Raw genomic sequence first — 16,901 nt, forward strand, 5'->3', positions numbered from 1 at the left:
GCATCGATTCGCAAACCACCTCGAACGGCTCTTGACACCCGCTCGCCCCGCCTCCTTCCGCACCAACTTTCGACCCGCCCGGGGTATTCCCGGCCGATCGCCCGGGCGCGTGGCATCCTTGCCCGGTCCGCGTCCAGAAGGAGGGTCCCCACGATGATGGAACTGAAGGTGATCGGCGTCGAGGGCGGATCGCTCGTCCTCGTGTCCGAGGGCGGCGAGCGCTTCTCGGTCCGCATCGACGAGACGCTGCAGAGCCAGCTGCGGCCGCGGGTCCACACCCTCCCGCCGCGCGAGAAGCGCGTCTCCCCCCGCGAGATCCAGGCCCACATCCGCTCCGGGCTCTCCGCCGAGGAGGTCGCCGAGCTCACGGGCGCCGACCTGGGCTACGTCCAGCGCTTCGAGGGACCCGTCACGGCCGAGCGCGAGCACATCGTCGCGTCCGCCCTCGCCGTGCGCGTCTACACGACCACCGACCCCGATCCCCTCGAGGAGGGCACGCCCTTCGGCGACGTCATCCGCGACCGCCTCGCGTCGCTCGGCGCCGAGGGCGAGCAGTGGTCGAGCTGGAAGGAGGAGGAGGGCTGGGTCGTCAAGCTCCTCTTCCGCTCGGACGAGATCGACCACGACGCCCGCTGGCGCTTCGACCCGCGGAAGGCGCTGCTGTCGCCGCTGACCTCCGAGGCGATCACGCTCTCGCAGCAGGGCGAGATCCGGCCGACCCTCATCCCGCGCCTGCGCGCCGTCATCCCCGCAGCCGTCGACGAGCTCGCCACGCGCTTCGACCCGGAGTCCGCGGAGGCGCCGAGCCGCTCCGCCCGGGCCGACCACCCCACCGCCGGCCGCCCCGCCGCGATGCCGCACGCCCGGCCGGCCGCCGTCCGCCCCTCCGACACGGAGCCGCAGCCGGCCCTCTCCGAGACCCCGCGCCCGATCTCGACGCTCCCCCGCCCCGTCACGAGCACGACGGAGCAGCGCGAGCGCAACCTCAACGACACCGCCGACCTGCTCGACGCCCTGCGGCGCCGCCGGGGCGAGCGCGATCACGCCTCGAGCCTCCGCGTCCGCGAGGAGCCGGAGCCCGAGGCCGAGGCCGCTCCTCCGGTCGAGAAGGCACCGGAGCCGCCGCGCACCGCTCCCCCGGTCCCCGAGCAGCCGTCGGGCGTGCGCGGGAGCCTCCGCCGGGGGCGGGCGTCGATGCCGAGCTGGGACGAGATCGTCTTCGGAGCGCGCAGCGACGACTGACCCTCCGCCGGCGCGGCTCCGCCGGGGCGGACGGTGCCCCCCGTCCCTCCGGCCCGGCTCAGGCCAGCGCGCCGAAGCGGAGGAGCGGCACCTGCGTCTCCTCCGGCGTGAGCGACCCGTGCTGTCCGATCATCGAGCGGCCGGAGGAGTCGTCCGCCGCGTAGTAGGCGATGGTCCTCCGCGCCGCGACGAACACGTCGCCCATCCGCTCGGCCGCCGCCGGAGAGACCTCGCCGAACCAGCCGCTCACGGCGACCTCGTCGCGCGTCGCGATCCAGGCGCGTGCGCCCTCCGCCTCGGTCCAGCGCCGCGCCACCTCGTCGGGGTCCACACCCGGCTCGAGGTGCAGCTGCAGGCAGCGGGGCTCTCCGCCGAGGTGCCGGACGCCCTCGAGCAGCGGTCCCCGCTCGACGAGCACGTGCGAGGACGCCGGAACGTCCACGATGCCGTGGTCGGCGGTGACCAGCACGCTCTCGCGGGCGGAGAGCCCGCGGACCGCTCCGCCGACCTCCCCGTCCAGGAGCTCGAGCGCTGCCGTCCACTCCGGCGACTCCCAGCCGCGCGCGTGCGCCGCCTGGTCGAGCTCGGGGACGTAGAGGTACACGAGCTGCCGGCCGCCCTCGTCGAGCAGGGCGCGCGCCGCCGTGAAGCGCTCGGCGACGCCGCCGGCGGAGTGGTACTCGGCGCCGCGCAGGATCGCCCGCGTGAGACCGGAGCGGGCGTACCGCGCGGGGCCGATCACTCCGGCCCGGACACCGGCGGCCGAGGCCTGCTCGAAGACCGTGGGGTGGGGCTGCCACGTCTCGGGCACCATGCCCTCGTCCCAGCCGGAGAGCTGGTTGACCAGGCGGTCGGAGGCGCGGTCGAGCACGCGGTAGCCGACCATCCCGTGCCCGCCCGGGCGCAGGCCCGTCGTCAGGCTCGCCAGGGCCGCCGCGGTGGTCGTCGGGAAGCCCGAGACGAGCGTGGTGCCGCGGTTGAGGGCCGGAGCGAGTGTGCGCGAGTGGCCCCCGCGCTGGCGGAGGTTCGCGGCACCCAGGCCGTCGACGAGGACGACCACGATCCGCTCGACGCGGGGCGAGCCGAAGAGGCCGGGGCGGCCCAGGAGCGCGTCGAGGGCGCCCGGCAGGACGTCGGCGAGGCTCCGCCGCCCGTCGGGGGCTGGCGGTAGCATGTGGGTCATCGCGCCCAGTTTCGCACAGCGCCGCCGTCCCCGCCGGGCCGGTGCAGCGGAGCGTCCGCGTGAACGGGAGGGCCGGTCCCGTCCGCGAGGCGCCGTCTCCGCTCCGCCCGTCCCGTCGAGCGCCGCAGGGCGGTGCAGTCCCCCGCCGCCGCCCCGCGCCCGCCACCGAATCGAGTCATGAACGCTGCAGCCCCCTCCTCCGGATCCTCGCTCACCGAGCGCATCGAGGACGTCGACGTCTCGGCCGAGATGGAGGGGTCCTTCCTCGAGTACGCGTACTCGGTCATCTACTCGCGGGCCCTGCCCGACGCCCGCGACGGCCTCAAGCCTGTGCAGCGCCGGATCCTCTACATGATGAGCGAGATGGGGCTGCGGCCCGATCACGGCCACGTGAAGTCGGCCCGCGTGGTCGGCGAGGTGATGGGCAAGCTGCACCCGCACGGCGACGCCTCGATCTACGACTCCCTCGTCCGCCTCGCCCAGCCGTTCACGATGAGGGTCGCCCTCGTCGACGGGCACGGCAACTTCGGCTCCCTCGACGACGGCCCGGCCGCGGCCCGCTACACCGAGGCCCGCCTCGCCCCGGCCGCCACGGCCATGACCGAGCACCTCGGCGAGGACGTCGTCGACTTCGTCCCGAACTACGACAACTCGCACGACCAGCCCGAGGTCCTCCCCTCCGCGTTCCCGAACCTGCTGGTCAACGGGGCCAGCGGCATCGCCGTCGGCATGGCGACGAACATGGCGCCCCACAACCTCGTGGAGGTGATCGGGGCGGCCCGGCACCTGATCGCCCATCCCGACGCGTCCCTGGACGACCTGATGTCGTTCGTCCCCGGACCGGACTTCCCGAGCGGTGGCACGATCGTCGGCCTCGCCGGCGTGCGCGACGCCTACGCGACCGGCCGGGGCGGCTTCAAGACCCGCGCGCGCGTCTCGGTCGAGAGCATCACCGCGCGCAAGTCCGGCCTGGTCGTCACCGAGCTGCCCTACCTCGTCGGCGCCGAGAAGGTCATCGACAAGATCAAGGACGGCGTCCAGAACAAGAAGCTCAGCGGCATCTCGGACGTCACCGACCTGACGGACCGGGACAACGGCCTCCGGCTCGTCATCGGGATCAAGACCGGCTTCAGTCCCGAGGCCGTCCTCGAGCAGCTCTACCGCTACACGCCCCTCGAGGACGCGTTCTCGATCAACAACGTCGCGCTGGTCGACGGCGGCCCGCGCACCCTCGGCCTGAAGGAGCTGCTGCAGGTCTACATCGGCCACCGGGTGAAGGTCGTCACCCGGCGGACCCGCTACCGACTGCGCAAGCGCCAGGAGCGGCTGCACCTGGTCGAGGGCCTGCTCATCGCGATCCTCGACATCGACGAGGTCATCCAGCTGATCCGCGGGAGCGACGACACCGCGGCGGCGCGGGCCCGGCTGATCGAGGTCTTCGACCTCAGCACCCTGCAGGCCGACTACATCCTCGAGCTCCAGCTCCGCCGTCTCACGAAGTTCTCGCGCATCGAGCTCGAGACCGAGCGCGACACCCTCCTCGCCGAGATCGCCGAGCTCGAGGCCCTCCTCGCCAGCCGCTCACGGATCGACGAGCTGGTCTCGGACGAGCTCGACGAGGTCGCCCAGCGCCTCGGGACCCCGCGGCGCACCCTGCTCACCGAGGCGCGTCCCTCCGTCGCCACCACCGGGCGGAAGGCCGCCGCGGTGCTCGAGATCGCGGACGTGCCCTGCCGGGTGCTGCTGAGCACCACCGGCCGCATGGTGCGGGTCGACCGCGACCCCGAGGCCGCTCCCCACCCCGAGCGCGCCACGCGCCGCTCGAAGCACGACGCCGTCCTCAGCGTGCTCGACACGACCAGCCGGACGGAGATCGGCGCGGTCACCAGCGCCGGTCGGCTCCTCCGCTTCTCGCCGGTCGACGTGCCCGCCGTCCCCTCCTCCTCGGTGCAGCTGGGCGCGGGCGTGCGCATGAGCGACTACCTCCCGCACCTGGCGAAGGACGAGCGGGTGCTCGCGCTCGTCGCCCTCGACGACGAGCGGCCGATCGCGCTCGGCACCCAGCAGGGCGTCGTCAAGCGCGTCGCGCCGGGCGAGCTGCCCAACCGCCCGGACATCGAGCTCATCGCCCTGAAGCCGAAGGACGCGGTCGTGGGCGCGGCCGCGTCGGCGGAGGAGGACGAGCTGGTCTTCGTCACCGGCGAGGCCCAGCTGCTGCGCTTCTCCGCGTCCGCCGTCCGCCCTCAGGGCCGGACGGCCGCGGGGATGGCCGGGGTCAAGCTGGCCGAGACCGACGACGTCGTGCACTTCGCCGTCGTCGCCGCCAAGGACCGGGACGAGGCCGTCGTCGCGACGGTCGCCGTCGACAGCTGGGCCCTCTCGGGGACCGACACCGGCAGTGCGAAGGTCTCGTCGTTCTCGGAGTTCCCCGCCAAGGGCAGGGCCACCGGCGGAGTCCGCGCGCAGCGCTTCCTCAAGGGAGAGACCGCCCTCGGAGTGGCGTGGGTCGGCCCCGGTCCCGCGCACGCCCTCGAGGCCGACGGCTCGGTCGCCGCGCTGCCCGACTCCGGGATGAAGCGCGACGGCTCCGGCGTGGCGCTCGCGGCGCCGATCGCGACGATCGGAGCGGCGCCCGAGGTGTTCTGAGCCCCGCGGCTCAGACGTCGATGCGGTCCCGCGACAGCGACTCGGACCCGCGGACGATGAACTCCTTGCGGGGTGCCACGTCGTTGCCCATCAGCAGCTCGAACACCCGGCCGGCGTTCTCCGCGTCGGCGACCCGCACCCGGCGGAGGGTGCGGCGGGAGCGGTCCATGGTCGTCGTGGCCAGCTGGTCCGCGTCCATCTCGCCGAGCCCCTTGTAGCGCTGGATCGGGTCCTGGTAACGGCGGCCCGCCTTGCCGAGGGCCGCGAGCACGCTCTGCAGCTCCTTCTCGGAGTAGGTGTAGATCGTCTCGTTCGGCTTCTTCCCCGCGTTCATCACCACGAGCCGATGCAGCGGAGGCACGGCGGCGAAGACGCGCCCCGCCTCGACGAGCGGCCGCATGTAGCGGAAGAAGAGCGTGAGCAGCAGGGTGCGGATGTGGGCGCCGTCGACGTCGGCGTCGCTCATCAGGATGATCTTCCCGTAGCGTGCGGCCGAGAGGTCGAAGGAGCGGCCGGAGCCGGCTCCGATCACCTGGATCATCGAGGCGCACTCGGCGTTCGAGAGCATGTCGGCGATGCTCGCCTTCTGCGTGTTGAGGATCTTCCCCCGGATCGGCAGCAGGGCCTGGTACTCGCTGTTGCGGGCGAGCTTGGCGGTGCCGAGGGCGGAGTCGCCCTCGACGATGAAGAGCTCGCTGTTCTCGACGTCGCTGCTGCGGCAGTCGACCAGCTTCGCCGGAAGGGAGGAGGACTCCAGCGCGTTCTTGCGGCGCTGCGTCTCCTTGTGCGCGCGGGCCGAGATCCGCGACTTCATCTCGGCGACGACCTTCTCGAGGAGCTGGGAGGTCTGCGCCTTGTCCTCGCGGCGCGTCGAGGAGAACACCGAGCCCAGCGTCGAGGCGATGGTGGAGGCGACGATCGCGCGGACGGCGGGCGTGCCCAGCACCTCCTTCGTCTGGCCTTCGAACTGCGGCTCAGGGAGCCGCACGGTCAGCACGGCGCTGAGCCCGGCGAGGACGTCGTCCTTCTCGAGCTTGTCCGAGCCGACCTTGAGGCGGCGGGCGTTCGCCTCCACCTGGGAGCGGAGCAGCTTCAGCAGGCCCTGCTCGAAGCCGGTCTGGTGCGTCCCGCCCTTGGGCGTCGAGATGATGTTCACGAAGCTGCGCATCACCGTCTCGTAGCCGGTGCCCCAGCGCAGGGCGATGTCGACCTCGCAGGTGCGCTCCACCTCGGTGGGCACCATGGCGCCGCCGGGGGTCAGCACCGGCACGGTCTCGGTGAAGGTGCCGGAGCCGGTGAGGCGCAGCACCTCGGTCACGGGAGCGTCGGGGGCGAGGAACTCGACGAACTCCGAGATGCCGCCGTCGTAGCGGAACATTTCGGCGCGGCGCTCGTCCGCCCGGTCGTCGACGATGTCGATCGTCAGGCCGGGGACGAGGAACGCGGTCTGCCGGGCACGCGTCACCAGGTCGTCCGTCTGGAACGAGGCGCCCTTCGTGAAGATCTGGCGGTCGGCCCAGTAGCGCACGCGCGTTCCGGTGACGCCCTTGGCGACCTTCCCGACGACCGTCAGCTCCGACCCGTTCTCGAACGGCGTGAACGGAGCGTCGGGGGTGGGCTCGCCCGCGTCGGCGAAGCGCCCGGGCTCCCCCCGGTGGAACGACATCCGGTAGGTGCGGCCGTTGCGGTCGACCTCGACGTCGAGGCGCTCCGAGAGCGCGTTGACCACGGAGGCGCCGACGCCATGCAGACCGCCGGACGCCGCGTAGGACCCGGAGCCGAACTTGCCGCCCGCGTGCAGCTTCGTGAACACGACCTCGACTCCGGAGAGCCCCGTCTTCGGCTCGATGTCGACCGGGATCCCGCGCGCGCGGTCGCGCACCTCGACGCTGCCGTCGGCGTGCAGGAGCACGCTGATCTCGGTCCCGTGCCCGGCCAGCGCCTCGTCGACGGAGTTGTCGATGACCTCCCAGAGGCAGTGCATGAGGCCGCGCGAGTCGGTCGATCCGATGTACATGCCGGGCCGCTTCCGGACCGCCTCGAGACCCTCGAGGACGGAGAGGTGGCGAGCGTTGTAGTCGGTGGAGGCCATCCGCCCAGTCTACTTTCGGGAACCGCTCCGGCCGCGGTGGCGCGGCACCCGACGACAGCACGATGGCCGCTCGGCGCGGGGCCCCTACGCGCAGAGCGAAATGCCGACCGATCGACTCCGTGCGGAAACAATCGCGTGCTTGGATGGGTTCCACTAAGCAGAGATCGAAGAACGAGTGCAGGAGGCCAAGTCATGTCGACCACAGCAACCAAGAACGGCGTGGACGAGCTCGCCGGTGCCCACCAGCTCTCCGCCGCCGACCGCTGCGACAGCTGCGGTGCGCAGGCGTACATCCGAGTGGTCGTGAACAACGGAGAACTGCTGTTCTGTGCGCACCACGGGAAGAAGTACCAGGAGAAGCTCTCCAGCATCGCCCAGAGCTGGCACGACGAGTCCGCCCGACTCTTCGAGGAGCAGCGCCCCTAGCGCGTCCCCGATCAGCCCGGACGGTGCGTCAGCGCCCTACCGACCGACACCGAGCCGCTTCGCGATCACATCGCGAGCGGCTCGTGCCGTTTCATCGACCAGGCGGAGACGCTCGTCCGACGGGGAGTAGGCGTCGCCGAGGGCGCGCCGCAGGATCGCGTCCGCGAGCGAGGGGTTCTTCGCGAGGACGGGGCCGTGCAGGTGCGTGCCCAGAAGGCCTCCCTCCGCGTAGCCCTCGTGGCCGGCGCCGTCGCCGGTGCCGTGCAGCACTCGGCCGAGCGCGTCCTCGGGCGCGATCCCGGTCATCCGGCGCTCGTGGTTCTCGAATCCGACGAGGACGCCGCCCGGCGTCTCGACGAGGAGGTCGTCGGTCGCGCGCTCGCCCGTGACCGAGTCTCCGGGGAACAGCCCGATACCCCGGGCGCGGCCCGCGGCCGTGCTGATCGAACCGGCCAGCATCTCCCAGCCGGCTCCGACCGCGACCACCTGAGTGCCCTGGTCGACCCAGGCCCGCAGCGTCGGCGCGATCTCGTGGAGGAGTGCCAGGACGCCCGGGAGGTCCTCGTCCGCTCCCGTCCCGGCGACCAGGACGTCCGGACGGACCTCGGCGTCGGAGGCGGTCATGAGCGGCACGACCTCCGCCTCGACGCCCGACCAGCGCGCCCGGGCCGCGAGGACCCGGGCGTTCGCCGCGTCGCCGTTGCTGTCCAGGACGTCGGGAGCGAGCACGGCGATGCGGAGGGTGGTCACGCGGTCTCCTCGCGGTTGGTGACGAGCTGCAGGTGCGCACGGGTGCGGCGCATCGAATCGGCCGAGAAGACGATGGTCTTCCGGCCGGAGGCGGGGGTCGGCAGAGCGAGGAACGCGTCGAGCGCGCGACCCAGGTCCTCGTCGACGGAGTCGACGCGCACGCCGTCGTAGCGCAGGTGCAGCGCCGCCTCGTGCGCCTTCGACCCCGAGACGACACGGACGTGCCCGAGCACGGAGGTGTCCACGGGCCAGAAGTAGGAGGGGTCTCGGACGTCGGAGCCGATCGCGAGCATGATCTGCTCGGTCCCCTCGGGGATCTCCGCGATGTTCAGGCGGTAGCTCGCCGGGTTTTGAACCAGGACGAACTCGACTTCGTGGCCGCGCACGGTGACGATCTCGCCCCGCCCGAAGACGGGGTCGATGCTCGAGAGCGCGGAGGCGGCGAGGGCCGGGTCGAAGCGCTCGGCGAGCACGGCGCGGGCCGTGGAGACGGCCGCCGCGGCGTCCACCGCGTAGTGGACGCCCCGTGCGGGGAGCCGGACCTCGAGCGGGTCGCCGTCGCTGATGATGCGCGCGGCCGCTCCCTTCGTGCTCTCGACGACGGTGGTCGCACGGTCGGTCCCGGCCTCCGCCTCTGCGGCGTAGCCGAGACCGCCGGACGCGGAGTCGCGGACGGAGGAGGAGACGCCGTACCAGCGGATCCGCTCGTCGGGGAGGGAGGTCGCGACATCGGCGACGTGGCGGTCGTCGGCGTTCAGCACGACGGGACCGGTCGCGCGGGAAGCGATGGTGCCGAGCATCCGGGCGACCATGGCCGGATCGAAGAAGCGGTCGATCTGGTCGACCACCACGTTCGTCAGCAGGACGACGCGGGGGCGCATCCGGGGCGCGAGGCGCGCGCCGTGACCCTCGTCCATCTCGAGGACGGCGATGTCGGCGTCGATCCGCCCGCGGAGGTCCGCCCGCTCCAGGAGCGCGGAGGTCAGCCCCTGGGCGATGTTGGCCGTCGAGGGGTTGGTGAAGACCCGGAGCCCGTGCGCGCGGAGCACCGCGACCAGCATCTTGGTCGTGGTCGACTTGCCCGCCGATCCCGTGACGACCACGAGGCCGTCCCGGAACCCGTCGAGCACCGCGGGCAGGAATCCGGGCGCGACGCGGTTCACCACGAGTCCGGGCACAGCGGATCCCCCACCGGGCTTCCGGACCCGCGCGGCGAACCGGGCGGCCCTCCCGAGGAGGACCGCCGGCGCGTAGCGGATCACCGGCCTACTCGAGGTAGTCGCGGAGCGACTGCGAGCGGGACGGGTGGCGGAGCTTGGCCATCGTCTTGGACTCGATCTGGCGGATGCGCTCGCGCGTCACGCCGAAGGTGTCGCCGATCTGGTCGAGCGTCTTCGGCATGCCGTCGCCGAGGCCGAAGCGCATGCGGATCACGCCGGCCTCGCGCTCCGAGAGCGAGTCGAGCAGCGACTCCAGCTGCTTCTGCAGCATGGTGAAGCCCACGGCGTCGGCCGGGACGACCGCCTCGGTGTCCTCGATGAGGTCGCCGAACTCGCTGTCGCCGTCCTCGCCCAGGGGCGTGTGCAGCGAGATCGGCTCGCGCCCGTACTTCTGCACCTCGATGACCTTCTCGGGGGTCATGTCGAGCTCGCGCGAGAGCTCCTCGGGCGTGGGCTCGCGGCCCAGGTCCTGGAGCATCTGGCGCTGCACGCGGGCCAGCTTGTTGATGACCTCGACCATGTGCACCGGGATGCGGATGGTGCGGGCCTGGTCGGCCATCGCGCGGGTGATCGCCTGGCGGATCCACCACGTGGCGTAGGTCGAGAACTTGAAGCCCTTGGTGTAGTCGAACTTCTCGACCGCGCGGATGAGGCCCAGGTTGCCCTCCTGGATGAGGTCGAGGAACTGCATCCCGCGACCGGTGTAGCGCTTCGCGAGGCTGACGACGAGCCGGAGGTTCGCTCCGAGCAGGTGGCTCTTCGCGCGCTGGCCGTCCTTCGCGACCCAGCGCAGCTCGCGGACGAGCTCCGGGCTGAGGTCGGTCGAGTTGGCGAGCTTGTCCTCGGCGAACAGGCCGGCCTCGATGCGCATCGCGAGCTCGACCTCCTCGGCCGCGTTCAGGAGCGCGACCTTGCCGATCTGCTTCAGGTAGTCCTTGACCGGGTCGGCGGTGGCACCGGTGATCGCGGTCGAGTAGACCGGGACCTCGTCGTCCTCTCCGCCGAACGACAGGACGAGCGCACCGCTCGGGAGCGGCTCGGCCGGAGCGGCGACGGCAGCGGCGGCCGGGGCCTCCGGCGTCTCCGCGTCGTCCTTCGCGTCGGTCTCGGTGTCCTCGGCGACGACCTCGGTCTCCTCCTCCTCCGCCGCCTCGTCGGGCTCGACGGCGTCGGTCGGCTCCTCCTCGGTGTCGGCGGGAGCGGCGGCCTTGGTCGTGGCGCGCGAGCGGGTCGTCTTGGCCGCGGTGGTCTTGGCCGCCGTGGTCTTCGCCGCGGGCTTGCGCGTCGCGGGCTTCTTGGTGGTCGTCGTCACGTCGTCGTCGACGGCGTCGAGCGTTGCGGTCTTGGTAGCTCTGGTGGCCATGGCGGCACCTCTCCATCCGTTGCGTCCCGGGGGCGGGCGGCGCGGGAAGGCGTCGTCCGTCGGTGGGCATTACGAGGACCCATGTCAAGTCGAGGACGTCGCACGCCCGACGTGGGCCTGGTGCTCCTCGACCCGAACGGGTCCTATTGACAATTATTGCACGTCTGAGTAGTGCAGCCGTGCGGTGCGGTGCGAGTGGGGCTCGATCCGGCGGGATCCGGGCCGTTCCGCTGGGACATCGCGTCTGCAGAAGGGGGGATCGACGGGGACGACCGTCAGCGCCCCGCGCGGCCGCGGCGCATCCGGTCACTCAGTGCAACCCAGAGAGGGGCCACGGTTATTCCCTCGTCCTCGGCCAGGCGGCGGCGGGTCCGGCGGCGCGCGACGACGAGTCCGACGACTCCGGCGCCGACCACCACGTACTGCACGCACCACGCCAGGCGGAAGTGCTCGAGCGAGTAGGTCTGCTCGGAGGAGGCACCGGGACCGGCCAGTGCGTCGAGGATCAGGCCGATCGCGAACATCATCGTGAAGCTGGCCAGGAACCCGCCCACGTTCACGACGCCGTTGGCCGCGCCGAGGCTCCGCGAGGGGTTGAACGTGCGGGCGAAGTCGAACCCGATCATGGAGCCGGGGCCGCCCGCTCCGACGACGATCAGGAGCAGCACCACGAGCCAGTACGGCGGGATGCCGGGCCAGAGCAGCACGACGGTCCAGGCGACCGCCATCGCCGAGACGATCCCGAGCACGAGGTTGCTGCGGCGCATGGGGTGGCGGGCGGTCAGGACGCCGAGCACCGGCCCGACGACGATCCCCGCGATCACGACGATCGTGAGGGTCGGCGCGGCGACGGTCGGCGGCAGGCCGATCGCGTAGACGAGGAAGGGGTAGCCCCAGAGGAGCGTGAAGACCGTGCCGGAGGACTGCGTGACGAAGTGCGACCAGAAGCCGAGCTGCGTCCCCGGCCGGCGCAGGCTCACTCCGAGCTGCGCGATCGTCGCCCGGAGCGTCGGAGGCACCACCGTGATCGGCTCGGTGCGCGGCGGGACGTCGGCGACCAGGAGGAGCACGCCGAGGAAGGACACGGCCCCGAGGCCGGCGGCGCTGAGGAACGCGGGCTCCCAGCCGAACGTGTGGAGTATCGCCGCGAACGGGAGTGCGGAGAGGATCTGGCCCACCTGGCCGATGTTGCCGATCCACTGCGAGAGCTGCGGCACGATCGGTCCGCTGAACCAGGTGACCGTGAGGCGGATCACGGAGGTGAAGATCGCGGCGTCCCCCGCTCCCAGCAGGATCCGCCCGACGATCGCGACGCCGATGCCCGGCGCGATCGCGACCACGACCTGGCCCGCCATCATCAGGGCCGTGCCCGAGAGGATCAGGGTCCGCGGGCCGAACCGGTCGATGAGGATCCCGACCGGGATCTGCATCCCGGCGTAGACGATCAGCTGGACGACGGCGAGCGACGAGAGGACGGCGGCGGCCACCCCGAACCGCTCCGCGGCGTCCACTCCTGCGACGCCCAGCGTCGTGCGGTCCAGGACCGCGACGAGGTAGGCGAACGCTCCGGCACCGAAGACGAACCAGGCTCGACGATCACGCACTCGTCCGATCCTACGGCCGCTCAGGAGGCGGTGGGCTCCTCGCCCGGGCGGCGGATCGCGAGGAACTTCTCGAGCTCGGCGGCGATCGCGTCGGCGCTGGGCACGAAGCCGTCCTCGTCGGTGAGCGGCGAGCGGAGGCTCGTCCCCTCCATGTAGGTGTCGTGCCGCGCCTCGAGGGCCGAGACCAGCTTCTGCAGCTCGTCGTTGCCGCCGACCTGCTCGTCGACCTTGCCGAGGAACTCCCGCCCGCTCTCGCGCAGGCGGTCTGTCGGGAAGATGAGGCCGGTCGACGCCGAGATGCTCTCGAGCGCCGCGACCGCCGCCTGCGGGTACTCGGTGTCCGACAGGTAGTGGGGGATGAGCAGCGCGAAGCCGACCACGGTCAGACCGCGCTCGTAGAGGCGCAGCTCGAGCAGGTGGAGGACGTTCGAGGGCACCTGCGTGTGCGGCTTCCAGACCGACATCGCCTCGATCAGGTCCTCGCGGTTGCCGCTCACGGTGACGCCGACGGGCCGGGTGTGCGGCACGGGCATCGGGATCGCCTGGACCCACGTGGTCGAGGCGACGTCGAGCCGCTCGAGGAGGGAGACCACCGCGCGGGTGAACCGCTCCCACTGGAAGTCGGGCTCGAAGCCGGTGAGCAGGAGGAACGGCTGGTGCAGCTCGTCGTGCGCGAGCGAGAGCCGGAGCATCGCAGGACGGTAGTCCGTCAGGTGGTCCTGGTCGAACGTGATGATGGGGCGGCGGGCCCGGTAGTCGAGCAGCTGATCCTGGTCGAAGACCGCGACCCCGCGGTGCTCGAGGGTCTCGAAGAGGTACTCCCCCAGCTGCCCCACCGCTCCCCCGGCGTCGGCCGAGCCGGTCAGGCCCGCGACGAGGTGCAGCCCGCGCGGGATCTCGGAGAGGTCGCCCTCGATCTCGAACAGGTCTTCCGGATCCAGCATGCGTCCAGTCTAAACGGGGGTCCCGGCGCCCCGGCCGGGTCCGCTGAGCCCTCAGCGAACAGCGCCTAGCATTGCCGCCATGCCCCTCTCCTCTCTCGAGTACTCGACCGTTCCCGCCTCCGACATCGACACCGACGCCCTCGTCCTCGGCGTCGCCCCGGGACCCGACGGTCCCCGGCTCGTCGGCGCGGAGGGCTTCGAGGAGCTGGCCCCCGCGCTGAGCGCGCTCGGCGCGACCGGCGCGGCCGAGACGCTCGTGCGCGTGCCGTCCTCGGTCCGTGCCGGAGTGATCGTGCTCGTCGGACTCGGCTCGGCGGAGCCCGACGACACCGCGCTGCGGAACGCCGCGGGCGCCGCCGTCCGCCTGCTCGCGGGGTCCGCCTCCGTGGCACTCTCCCTCCCCGCCGGCTCCGACGGCACGCTCGCCGCGGTCGCCGAGGGCGCCGCGCTCGGCTCCTACTCCTTCACCGCCTTCCGCGGCAGCACCGCCGCCGCGGCGAAGGCGCCCGTCGAGCACGTCGTCCTGCTGGGCGGCGGCGAGTCGGCCGACCCCGCCGTCCTGGACCGGGCGCTCGTGCTCGGCCGCGCGGTCGGCACGGTGAAGGACCTCGTCAACACTCCCCCGTCGCACCTCTACCCGCAGACGCTGGCCGAGGCCGTGCAGACCGGCGCAGAGGGACTGCCCCTCGAGGTCACCGTCTGGGACGAGGAGGCCCTCGCGGAGGAGGGGTTCGGCGGCATCCTCGGAGTCGGCAGCGGCTCCTCCCGCCCGCCCCGCCTCGTGAAGGTCGCCTACGCGCCCGAGGGCGCGAGCACCCACCTCGCCCTGGTCGGCAAGGGCATCACCTTCGACAGCGGCGGACTCTCGCTCAAGCCGCCGGCCTCGATGATCGGGATGAAGACCGACATGGCGGGCGCGGCGACCGTGTACGCCGTCGTGCGCGCCATCGCGGAGCTCGGCCTCCCGCTCCGCGCGACCGCCTGGCTCTGCATCGCCGAGAACCTCCCCTCCGGGACCGCGATCCGCCCGGACGACGTGCTGACCGTGCGCGGCGGGACCACGGTGGAGGTGCTGAACACCGACGCCGAGGGCCGACTGGTGCTCGCCGACGGCCTCGTCGCCGCCAGCGAGGAGCAGCCCGATGCGATCATCGACGTCGCGACGCTGACCGGCGCCTCCGTGGTCGCCCTCGGCAACCGGACCGTCGGCGCTCTGGGCGACGACGAGGTGGTCTCCCGCGTCCTCGACGCCGCCCGCGCGGCGGGAGAGCCCTTCTGGCAGATGCCCCTCCCCGCGGAGCTGCGACCGCTGCTCAACTCGGACATCGCCGACATCGCGAACGTCAAGCCGGGCAACACCGCCGGCGGCATGCTCCTCGCCGGCCACTTCCTCCGCGAGTTCGTCGGGAAGCGCGGCGAGGGCGAGGACGCGACCACGATCCCGTGGGCGCACCTCGACATCGCCGGCCCCTCGAGTAACGGAGGCGGCGGCTACGGCTTCACCGGAGCCGGCGCCACGGGGGTCTCGGTGCGCGCGCTGATCGCTCTGGCCGAGGGCTTCGCGAGCGCGTAGTAGGGTCGACGGGGCGGGAGATCCCGCCTCGTCCCCCCTCCCGATCCGCTCGGCGCTCAGCGCCGGAGCCGGTCGGCCGGGAAGCGGGACCGCACGTCGCGAGGGAGTCACTGGGTGTCGGAAGAGCGCTACGACCTGGTCGTGCTCGGAGGTGGCAGCGGCGGGTACGCGGCGGCCCTCCGGGCGACGCAGCTCGGGATGAGCGTCGCGCTCGTGGAGCGCGACAAGCTCGGCGGCACCTGCCTGCACCGCGGGTGCGTGCCCACCAAGGCCCTGCTGCACGCCGCCGAGCTGGCGGACGGCGCCCGCGAGGGAGAGAAGTACGGCGTGCTCTCGAGCTTCACCGGGATCGACATGGCGGGCGTCACGCGCTACCGCGAAGGCGTCGTCGCCGGCAAGTACAAGGGCCTCCAGAGCCTCGTGTCCTCGCGCGGCATCACGGTCGTCACGGGCGAGGGCCGCCTCACCGCGCCGGGCACCGTGACGGTCGGTGAGCACGTGCTCCACGGCGCGTCGGTCGTCGTCGCCACCGGGTCCGCCTCCCGCACCCTCCCCGGGATCGAGATCGGCGGCCGCATCCTGACGAGCGACCAGGCTCTCGAGCTCGACCACGTGCCCGCGAGCGTCGTCGTCCTGGGCGGCGGAGTGATCGGCGTCGAGTTCGCGAGCGTCTGGCGCTCGTTCGGCGCCGAGGTCACGATCGTCGAGGCCCTCCCCCACCTCGTCCCCAACGAGGACGAGAGCGTCAGCAAGCAGCTGGAGCGCGCCTTCCGCAAGCGGGGCATCGCCTTCCAGCTGGGATCTCGCGTCGCGTCGGTCTCGCAGAGCGAGGGCGGCGTCTCCGTGTCGCTCGAGAGCGGCGCCACGGTGGAGGGCGAGATCCTGCTGGTCGCCGTCGGCCGCGGCCCGGTGACCGCGGGCATCGGCCTCGAGGAGGCCGGGGTCCGCCTCGACCGCGGCTACGTGCTGACCGACGAGCGCCTGCAGACCTCCGTCCCCGGCGTGTACGCCGTGGGCGACATCGTGCCGGGGCTCCAGCTCGCGCACCGGAGCTTCCAGCAGGGGATCTTCGTCGCGGAGGAGATCGCCGGTCTGGGCCCGCAGGTCGTCTCGGACGTCAACGTCCCGAAGGTGACCTACAGCGACCCCGAAGTGGCCTCCGTCGGCCTCGGCGAGGCCCGCGCGATCGCCGAGTACGGCGCCGAGCGCGTCGCCGTGTACGACTACGGCCTCGGCGGCAACGCCCGGAGCACGATCATCGGGACCACCGGCTCCGTGAAGGTCGTGCGCCTGGTCGACGGCCCGGTCGTCGGCGTGCACATGGTCGGAGCCCGCGTCGGCGAGCTGATCGGCGAGGCTCAGCTCATCGTGAACTGGGAGGCGCATCCCGAGGACGTCGCGCCCCTCGTGCACGCGCACCCCACTCAGAACGAGGCGCTCGGCGAGGCGCACCTCGCTCTGGCCGGGAAGCCGCTGCACGCCCTGTAGAACCACTGCGGTGCGGCGACCCGCCGCTTCCGCATCAGTAAGCTGGACATCGAAACACAAGCGTCTTAAGGAGACAGGCTCATGAGCGAATCCGTCAGCCTCCCGGCACTCGGAGAGAGTGTCACGGAAGGAACGGTCACCCGCTGGCTGAAGAACGTCGGGGACCGCGTCGAGGTGGACGAGCCCCTGCTCGAGGTCTCGACCGACAAGGTCGACACCGAGATCCCGTCGCCCGTCGCGGGAGTGATCGAGGAGATCCTCGTCCAGGAGGACGAGACCGTCGAGGTCGGCGCCGAGCTGGTGCGCATCGGAGACGGCTCCGGAGCCGTCTCCGATGCGCACCAGCTCGGCGCCGACCTCGACGGTCTCG

The 16,901-nt window shown here is 72.3% G+C and carries 13 protein-coding genes; 6 read left to right on the plus strand and 7 right to left on the minus strand.

Features of this window, described 5'->3' with window-relative positions; genetic code table 11:
- The first annotated feature begins 153 nt into the window (after window positions 1–153).
- Window positions 154–1,242 carry a septation protein SepH gene (gene sepH / locus C5C95_RS14845; RefSeq protein WP_104238755.1) on the plus strand — a complete coding sequence of 363 codons (1,089 nt, stop codon included), beginning with the start codon at window positions 154–156 and terminating at the stop codon, window positions 1,240–1,242.
- Window positions 1,243–1,300: 58 nt separating this feature from the next.
- Here sepH and C5C95_RS14850 read toward each other — a convergent pair whose 3' ends face one another.
- Window positions 1,301–2,425 (minus strand): alkaline phosphatase family protein, encoded by a 1,125-nt coding sequence (locus tag C5C95_RS14850; protein ID WP_258072679.1) that lies wholly within the window; start codon window positions 2,423–2,425, stop codon window positions 1,301–1,303.
- A 177-nt stretch (window positions 2,426–2,602) separates the two neighbouring features.
- Between C5C95_RS14850 and C5C95_RS14855 the strand changes: the two genes are divergently transcribed.
- Window positions 2,603–5,071: a DNA topoisomerase (ATP-hydrolyzing) subunit A gene (locus C5C95_RS14855; protein ID WP_104324743.1), complete on the plus strand. Its 2,469-nt coding sequence runs from the start codon at window positions 2,603–2,605 to the stop codon at window positions 5,069–5,071.
- 10 nt (window positions 5,072–5,081) lie between these two features.
- On the opposite strand, the gene C5C95_RS14860 is transcribed toward C5C95_RS14855, so the two are convergent.
- A complete protein-coding gene (locus C5C95_RS14860) occupies window positions 5,082–7,163 on the minus strand; it encodes a type IIA DNA topoisomerase subunit B (RefSeq protein ID WP_104324744.1) in 2,082 nt (693 codons plus the stop codon).
- A 192-nt stretch (window positions 7,164–7,355) separates the two neighbouring features.
- On the opposite strand from C5C95_RS14860, the gene C5C95_RS14865 reads away from it, so the two are divergent.
- Window positions 7,356–7,589 (plus strand): hypothetical protein, encoded by a 234-nt coding sequence (locus tag C5C95_RS14865; RefSeq protein ID WP_104324745.1) that lies wholly within the window; start codon window positions 7,356–7,358, stop codon window positions 7,587–7,589.
- Between the two features lie 36 nt (window positions 7,590–7,625).
- Here the strand turns inward: C5C95_RS14865 and C5C95_RS14870 are convergent, their stop codons facing one another.
- From C5C95_RS14870 to C5C95_RS14890, 5 genes are all read right to left on the minus strand, one after another.
- Entirely contained in the window at window positions 7,626–8,339 is a 714-nt protein-coding gene (locus C5C95_RS14870; RefSeq protein ID WP_104324746.1) for a type 1 glutamine amidotransferase, read from the minus strand.
- Entirely contained in the window at window positions 8,336–9,517 is a 1,182-nt protein-coding gene (locus C5C95_RS14875; protein WP_146087094.1) for a Mur ligase family protein, read from the minus strand. The genes C5C95_RS14870 and C5C95_RS14875 overlap by 4 nt, the downstream gene beginning before the upstream one ends.
- Window positions 9,518–9,605: 88 nt before the next feature.
- On the minus strand, window positions 9,606–10,922 hold the full coding sequence (locus C5C95_RS14880; RefSeq protein ID WP_104232561.1) for an RNA polymerase sigma factor: 1,317 nt from the start codon (window positions 10,920–10,922) through the stop codon (window positions 9,606–9,608).
- A gap of 275 nt (window positions 10,923–11,197) precedes the next feature.
- Window positions 11,198–12,526, minus strand: a complete 1,329-nt coding sequence (locus tag C5C95_RS14885) for a nitrate/nitrite transporter (protein WP_104261522.1) — start codon at window positions 12,524–12,526, stop codon at window positions 11,198–11,200.
- Window positions 12,527–12,546: 20 nt separating this feature from the next.
- Window positions 12,547–13,470: a proteasome assembly chaperone family protein gene (locus tag C5C95_RS14890; RefSeq protein ID WP_104225227.1), complete on the minus strand. Its 924-nt coding sequence runs from the start codon at window positions 13,468–13,470 to the stop codon at window positions 12,547–12,549.
- 79 nt (window positions 13,471–13,549) lie between these two features.
- Between C5C95_RS14890 and C5C95_RS14895 the strand changes: the two genes are divergently transcribed.
- The 3 genes from C5C95_RS14895 to C5C95_RS14905 all read left to right on the plus strand — a co-directional run.
- Window positions 13,550–15,043 (plus strand): leucyl aminopeptidase, encoded by a 1,494-nt coding sequence (locus C5C95_RS14895; RefSeq protein WP_104324748.1) that lies wholly within the window; start codon window positions 13,550–13,552, stop codon window positions 15,041–15,043.
- 114 nt (window positions 15,044–15,157) lie between these two features.
- Complete coding sequence (lpdA, locus tag C5C95_RS14900; protein ID WP_104232557.1) at window positions 15,158–16,531, plus strand: dihydrolipoyl dehydrogenase; 1,374 nt, start codon at window positions 15,158–15,160, stop codon at window positions 16,529–16,531.
- 81 nt (window positions 16,532–16,612) lie between these two features.
- Window positions 16,613–16,901, plus strand: a 289-nt coding sequence (locus C5C95_RS14905; RefSeq protein ID WP_308471476.1) for a biotin/lipoyl-containing protein, incomplete at its 3' end; no start/stop codon positions are given.

The sequence above is a fragment of the Rathayibacter sp. AY1B7 genome (genome assembly GCF_002932735.1).
GTDB lineage: Bacteria > Actinomycetota > Actinomycetes > Actinomycetales > Microbacteriaceae > Rathayibacter.